The organism is Vicinamibacterales bacterium (assembly GCA_035699745.1).
Classification (GTDB): domain Bacteria; phylum Acidobacteriota; class Vicinamibacteria; order Vicinamibacterales; family 2-12-FULL-66-21; genus JAICSD01.
This window is the reverse complement of the sequence record DASSPH010000093.1, coordinates 21,874-28,624: the sequence shown is the minus strand read 5'-3', so window position 1 is coordinate 28,624 and position 6,751 is coordinate 21,874. Positions and strand designations below refer to the sequence as shown.

At 64.8% G+C, this 6,751-nt stretch carries 5 protein-coding genes and 2 tRNA genes; all 7 read right to left on the bottom strand.

Translation table 11 applies throughout. From position 1 onward, the window contains the following. Nucleotides 1–352: 352 nt before the first annotated feature. On the bottom strand, nt 353–2,119 hold the full coding sequence (locus VFK57_21860) for an AAA family ATPase (GenBank protein ID HET7698376.1): 1,767 nt from the start codon (nt 2,117–2,119) through the stop codon (nt 353–355). Nucleotides 2,120–2,190: 71 nt separating this feature from the next. Then, nucleotides 2,191–2,898, bottom strand: a complete 708-nt coding sequence (locus tag VFK57_21855; protein HET7698375.1) for a hypothetical protein — start codon at nt 2,896–2,898, stop codon at nt 2,191–2,193. A 128-nt stretch (nt 2,899–3,026) separates the two neighbouring features. Then, the gene (locus VFK57_21850) at nt 3,027–3,296 is read right to left on the bottom strand and encodes a DUF5615 family PIN-like protein (GenBank protein HET7698374.1); all 270 of its coding nucleotides are present in this window, start codon (nt 3,294–3,296) and stop codon (nt 3,027–3,029) included. Beyond that, on the bottom strand, nt 3,280–3,504 hold the full coding sequence (locus VFK57_21845; GenBank protein ID HET7698373.1) for a DUF433 domain-containing protein: 225 nt from the start codon (nt 3,502–3,504) through the stop codon (nt 3,280–3,282). The genes VFK57_21850 and VFK57_21845 overlap by 17 nt, the downstream gene beginning before the upstream one ends. A 356-nt stretch (nt 3,505–3,860) precedes the next feature. After that, nucleotides 3,861–3,934, bottom strand: a tRNA-Cys gene (locus VFK57_21840). 203 nt (nt 3,935–4,137) lie between these two features. Next, nucleotides 4,138–4,212: transfer RNA gene (locus VFK57_21835), tRNA-Gly, on the bottom strand. 143 nt (nt 4,213–4,355) lie between these two features. Next, the gene (locus VFK57_21830; protein HET7698372.1) at nt 4,356–6,731 is read right to left on the bottom strand and encodes a S8 family serine peptidase; all 2,376 of its coding nucleotides are present in this window, start codon (nt 6,729–6,731) and stop codon (nt 4,356–4,358) included. Nucleotides 6,732–6,751: the final 20 nt, after the last annotated feature.

The window sequence follows — 6,751 nt, the reverse complement described above, 5'->3', positions numbered from 1 at the left end:
AGAAAGCCGGCCCAGAGGAGCCGCTTCGCGTTCGACGCAATCGGTTCGTTGCTGATGGATGGGTTCATGGCGGCCTAGTGTAATCGTTTCCGGGGGGCTTTGCCCCCCGGACGCGCTCGTGGCCTGCCAACCGTCGCCCGGCCACCTGTCAGGCGAGCGAAGGTTGGAGGGGCCGCCCGGATTTGACCCGGGGACTGGAGGTCTTGCAGGGCCACGCGAATCGAGGCTCGGTGCTCGTCGTGTGTGACGTTGGCTGGATTTGGCGCAGGTCGGACCGCCGCGGGCACAGTTCGGGTACAGGTCGACACGGGGCCATGGTAACGTCTGCCCACAAGCCACCGCGTGTTCGGCATCAGCGGCCCAGCACACGGAGAATTTCGCGAATCAAACCAAACAGCCGCACCCGCGCAGGTGTCGACAGCGACTCGATAGAGTCGGCGAGGAGTGTCGCGACCGCCACTTTGCTGAAGCTTCGGCCGAACTGCTTCACAAAGTACTCTTCCAGCCACTTGCCCAAAGTGGCAGTGCCACGAACCGTGGCTACGCGGAGAGGATCAAGGCTCTGAAACCAGGTGAAGCTTCCATAGAAGGCGTTCACACAGCGCACGTAGTCGTCTACTCCGACAACGTCCTCGATTGCGGCAGAAACGGCGCTCGTGTCGGAAAAGCGGTCGAGGCGAACGGCGCCGACTCGCCGCCGAACATAGACGGGCTCGACAAAGGCCGCTTGGGCGTCGCTATCGACCACACCGACGTTCGTGGCGCCCAAACGCGCCGCTTCGTCCAACAGGCGCTCAAGAGCTGGAACATCGCCGTACGGCACAATTGAAATCTCGGGGAATGGCAGGTGGGGTTCGCCCAGCAATCGCGCGAATGCAGATGCGTTGGCCAGGATGATCTGATCGCTAACACCCTCCACGAGCACGTTCTCTCGACCCACGAGCGACACATCTCCCAAAGTGACACCGATTGCCGAGCGCAGAGGATCCCAAATCCGAGCGAATCCCGTGGTCGGCGCGTACGGCTTGTTCACGATTGACGTTCGGCCGGTCGAGTAGTCGCGCTCGAACAGTCGAACGCGCTGCGGAAAACTCCAATCCAACATGAACGGAGAGTGCGTGCTGTAGATCAGCTGATTTCCACTCGTCGAGGTGACTTCCGTCAGCATCCTCAGCACGGCGCGCTGAGCAGAAGGGTGCAGGGGCGCCCCCGGTTCGTCAAAGACGAACAGCGTTTGTTCCGCCGCTACAGCTCGGATGTACAGGACCTCCAACACGAAAGAGATGAACCATGTGAGCCCAGCACCGTGCAGTCTCAGCCCAGAATCCGTACGAACCTCCCATGCGAAGCCGTAGCTATTCAGCTCTGCGCTCCCTCCGACCGCGATCTCAAATGTGAGCCCGGGTGGCTCATGCCACCACTTCCTGATCTCATTCGTGACATCACGACTCACGTCCGCCAGTCGCCCCCGAAGCTCCGCCAAAGACGGCCCCGGTGTGGCACGGGGCTGTGCCCAAGGGTCTTCATAGCCACGCCCTGAACTTCGACGAGTAGTGCTACCGAAGTGGGCAAGTTTCAACAACAGCGATTCGGCAGGAATCGGAAAGGCCGTTCTCAAATGATCGGCGGACGGCGGTCCTTGCTCCACCAGCTGTGCCTCGAATATCGTGGGCAGAAGGTTTCGATCGCTCGGCGTCAGCTGCGGCCCAACGTTGACATAGTGGGGCCTGGGGAAGGCTGAATGGTCCTTCAGCGGTTCGGCGGTTGGCGTTGAGGAATCGTTTACGTAATAGCTCCACGCTCCGCTTGGTTGAACAGCGCCGTCGAATCTCGATTCGATACGGCGGACGCGATCAGTGACTCGAAACAGGCTTTGAAGAGCGGGGGGGCTATCGCGCGCATCCGTGTCCCAGACAAGCGAGAAGCGAATCGGTTCCGTCGACGCGTTCGGCAGCTTGGGGGAGTCGGAACCATGGTTGACTCGTAGATAAAAATGCTGGTGGAGAAACCTCAACAGAAAGCTAGTCTTTCCAGTGTCATTGCGGCCAACCAAGGCGGTGACGTCCGGATCGACATCCAATCGCTGCCCAACAAAATGGCGGAATGCGTCAAGACGCACTTGCTTTAATCGCATGAAGACCCCCGCGAACTCATGCGAGTTCGGGTGCGGCCTGCGTCGTGTACCTTAAATCACAGGTTACGCCTAGTCCGGTCGTCGACGGCAAGCGGTGACACCGCAGCTCTGGACGCCATCATGTCGCGTCGAATCGCGGCAGGCGAGGCAGTAAGACTCGCGATGTCGGTCAGGACTGCGATTAGGCCCTCCAACAGCCCGGAGAGCTTGACGGCGAGAGCCATGACCTCCAGAGGTTTTAGCTCATCGAGGCCCTGTGAGTACTCGAGAGCGTCATGGGCGCGATGGGCGCCCAACGTGTTTCGTACCTTTCCGAGGAACTCGCGGTGTTCCCGCCAGAACTTATTCAGGTCAGATGTGACGGCGTTTAATCGAGCGACCTGGGAATCTGACGCGCCTACTCCCGTGACAGCACCGCGGAACTCCCGACCGAGCAACTGTGGCAGATCCTCTGCGGCCTCGTACAGCAACACCGCTTCGTGCTTCGCAATGAACGCTCGCTTGCGATCGCCGATTGCGGTGATCAAGTCGTCGGTAAAATACGCCAGATCTTGATCCAGCAAGAGCACGAACATCCCGACATTGAACACGGTTTTCACGCTCTCGGATTTCAGTGTGCTGGCTCCTTCGAGTGTGCGTCGAACCGTCGCCAACGCCGCAACTCGCGCCGCATGTTTTCTACGTGCTCGCGCGCGATGACGGACTCGCACCGGCAGCAGGATAAGCCTTTCGATGCCGTGTTTCAGTCGTTCGTCGAGTTCCACAGTCGAGCCTCCGTGGCTCGTGTCTAGCGATTTACCGCCAGCATCAGCGCCCGAGAGCGACAAGCTGGAGGATGGCGGGTCAGGCTCTCAGCGCGGTCACTGTGCCACGCCGAACAGTCGTAAGAGCCTCAAGGACGCGCGGCACGAGCGGTCGCAGATCGTCGATGCGGTTGCTTCCGGCGACCAAGACGATGACGGCGATCGAACGCAGACAGATTCTGCTGGTGCGAAAGGTTTCGATCGCTGGTCAGGAGAATGTCGAACTCGACTGCAGCCAAAGCGAGCAACTCGCCATTCTTCTTGCTGGCCCACCCCATTTCCGGAGCGGTCTTCACGTCATGCCCGACGAGTTCTCGCTTCAGCCGACGCGGAATGCACTCGTCAAGCAGGACGCGCACGGGCGAGGAGCGCCTCCTTGGCTTGCTCCAAGGCTGCTACAGCCTGCTCCCGAGTGACCGTCGGGAAGTCCTCCAGGAACTCGGACAAGGGCTGCCCCGCCTCCAGGTAATCGAGAAGCGTCGCGAGCGGCACACGAGTGCCGATGAACACGGGCGTACCGCCCAGGATCTCCGGGTCGCTGTGAATGACCGGCTCGGTCTCCTTCATCTCGCTCGCCCCCTGGTTGCGGTCAACGTCAAGGTCAGTTTATCGCAGCCCTCGCAGAGGGGCATGGGGGGACAAAACCCCCGGGAGACGGTCCGGGCCCGGTCCGCCGGGGTCGCTCACGCCTCCGCTCGGCCGGACGATGTGACCGCGCGGCTTCGCGGTGAGCTGAGAACCGCTACAGTGAACAATTCAGAGGATGGTTTCGCGCTAAGACTAGACGCCGATAGCGGGCGCAGCGCGAACGTAGTGGAGTCCGCCTTCGTCGCGGCGCGACTTCGGCGGGACCACCTTCGCCTGTCGATTGCGTTCGCTGGCCTGCCAACCGTCGCTCGCTCACGTGTCAGGCGAGCGAAGGTTGGAGGCGCCGCCCGGATTTGAACCGGGGATGGAGGTTTTGCAGACCTCTGCCTTACCACTTGGCGACGGCGCCGGTCGGAATCGATTGTACGAGGGAGTTCCGGCCGCGGCGTTAGACGCGGCGACAACAGCGGGAAGAACCGATTGTGTCCATCGATCGACGCATTTCTCAAGGCCTGCCGCCCACCTTCGCGTCTGCGACGCTACGGTGGGCAACCTTCGCAACAACGTTGGGCTCGCCAACCGTAGCCCGCTCGCGTGTCAGCGGGCGAAGGTTGGAGCGGGAAACGGGATTCGAACCCGCGACTTCGACCTTGGCAAGGTCGCACTCTACCACTGAGTTATTCCCGCCTGCCGAGGACACCGGCTCGACCAGTCAGCCGTAATCCGCTGTGCAGAAGCTCCGATGGTACCACAGGGGCGAAACCGCTGGCAAGAAACGCGGGAGCGGCCGCGCCCGCTCCCGCGCTCTCCGTACTCACCGCCGTCGCGGATTACACCCCGGCCACGCGGTTGTTGCGCACCAGGTCGCTGTACTCCACCTGCACCCGCTTCCGCGGCCGATGATGATCCGCCTTCGAGCGCACGTGGAACTGCCAGCTGACCCGGCCGACCTCCTCCTTCTCGAACAGCTGCCGGACGGCGATGCCGTGGCCGCCGCCGCGCAGCCCCGCCGAGCCGTGCACGACGAACCGCGAACGGTAGCGCGCTCCCGTGCCGAGCCGCAGCGCGCCCAGGTCGATGCGCGGCAGCGGCGGCAGGTCGATGAGCGCCATCCGCCGCTCGCGATCGATCGCCACCTTCCACAGGCGGCCGCGCCGCAGCTTCGCCGCCAGGCCGAGCGGCACCTCGAGCTGCAGCCGCGCGTCCCGCGGCAGGTTGCGCACGATCTGCAGCTCGAACTCGCGCGCGCGGTCGGGCGCGCCCGCAATCACGAACGGCAGCGCCGCGGGGTCGCCGTCCGGATCCGGAATCGCGTCCACCACGTTGAAGTTCCGCCACGTCACGTTGTTCTGATTCCGGATCAGGCCGGTGAAGCCGTCCCAGTCGGTCGGCCCCGGCAGCGGCGGCGCCGGATCCTGCGACTGGTGCAGCAGCCCGACGAAGCAGTAATGCCCCGTCGCCGGAATCTGCCCGGACGCCCAGATCAGCGGCGCGGCGACCACCAGCGTGTCCCCCTGCGGAACGTTCACCGGCGCCGTCGTGCCGATCAGGTGCCACGACGCCGGCGTGACCAGCGTCGCCACCTCGCTCCAGTACACGGTCGCGGTGACGCCGTTCGCGTCGGACGACCCGCGATTGCGCATGCGCACGTAGATGAAGTTGTCCTGTCCGGCCTCGGCCTCGAACCCGAGCGTCATCGAGTTCTCCGTGCCGCTGCCCTCGCCGAACTCCGCGTTCGCATCGCCGACCGCCGCCGGCCGGACGATGATGTCCGGGCTGGTGCTGATGCCGCCGGCCGCCGGCACGGAGCCGTTGTCGGACGCGTTGTCGCGGATGTAGACGTCGGGCACCAGACCGAGCGACGTCTCGATGATCGCACGGAGGTTCGGCATCACGCCGATGTGCCCGGCCACGTTCGGTCCCTGCACCGTGCCGGTGGCGGGATCGGCGAGCAGCGTCCGCATCTGCGTCGGCGACAGCCGCGTGCCGGCCGTGGCGGCATACCTCCCCTGGACGATGAGCGCGGCGCCCGTCACCATCGGCGACGCGCCGCTGGTCCCGCCGAACGTGTCGGTATACGTGAGGTTGTCGTCCCCGCCGCCGTCGTCCAGGTCGCCGTAGCCGCAGGTGACGATGCCGTTGCCCCACCCGTAACAGTCGATGCGCGACCCGAAGCACGAGAAGCCGGCCCGATCGTGCGGCACGGCCGCGTTCGCCGCGCCGACCATGATCGCGCCGGAATCGCGGAAGTCGGCGCTCCCGCGGTTCAGCACCTGCAGGCCGCCGTCCGTGTAGGCGTCGAGGTCGACGTCGCCGTTCCCGGCGGCCTCGACGACGACGATCCCGTTCGCCACCGCGAGCCGGATCGCGTCGAAGTCGGCGTCGTCCGTTTCGGTCGGCTGCCCGACGCCCCGCTGCACTTCGAGGAGCAGCACGTCCCCCGGCGTCATCGCCGCGATCGCGGCGAGCACCGCGTCCGCGACGTGCAGCGCCGTGTCGGTGGCCGCGTCGTAGTGCGAGACCATGCGCACCGACGTCACCGCCGGCGCGATGCCGACGACCCCGACCGTATTGTCGATGCCGATGACTTCACCGAGCACCGCCGTGCCGTGGTTCCCCTTGTAGAAGCCGATGCCGTCGCGGTTGTCGCCGTAGATCAGCGTCGGCCCCTTCCCGACCAGATCCTCGTGGTTCGGGAACCACCCCTGCTCGAGATCGACGAACGCAATCCCCGCCCCCTCCGAGTTCGCCTGCGTCCACGCCCAGCGGGCGTCGATCCCGACGGGAGCGGGGTCGAGATAGTCCTGATCGGCGGCGTAGTCGTCGTCCACCGGGTTGACGAGCGGATCGCTGGTGGACAGCTCGCGATAGGCGCGGTCCACTTCGGGCAGCGAGCTCAACCGCTTGATCACCTCTTCGATGCGATCCGGTGCGTGGCGCATGTCGATGCGCCAGTACGCCGTCATGCTGTGGAGCGGCGGAAAGTCGCTGGCCGCCGCCTTCCGCTCGAGCTCGCGGATCCGTTGAGCCCCCAGGCTGCGGATGCTGCGACGGCCGGCGAGATCGAAAGTCTGGAGCACTCCCGCGAGCCCCGCCAGCTGCAGCCGCCGCGCGACGTCGATGAGCGCATCGCCGTCGCCGGTGGCGAGCCCCTGACGAAGGCGGACGATCACGAACCCGCTGTGGATCGGACCGTCCTGTGGCACACGCTGAACGTTGGGTGGAC

Coding starts and splice junctions, on each gene's coding strand:
- VFK57_21845 (HET7698373.1), bottom strand. CDS start 3,504: ATGAAGGAGACCGAGCCGGTCATTCACAGCGACCCGGAGATCCTGGGC.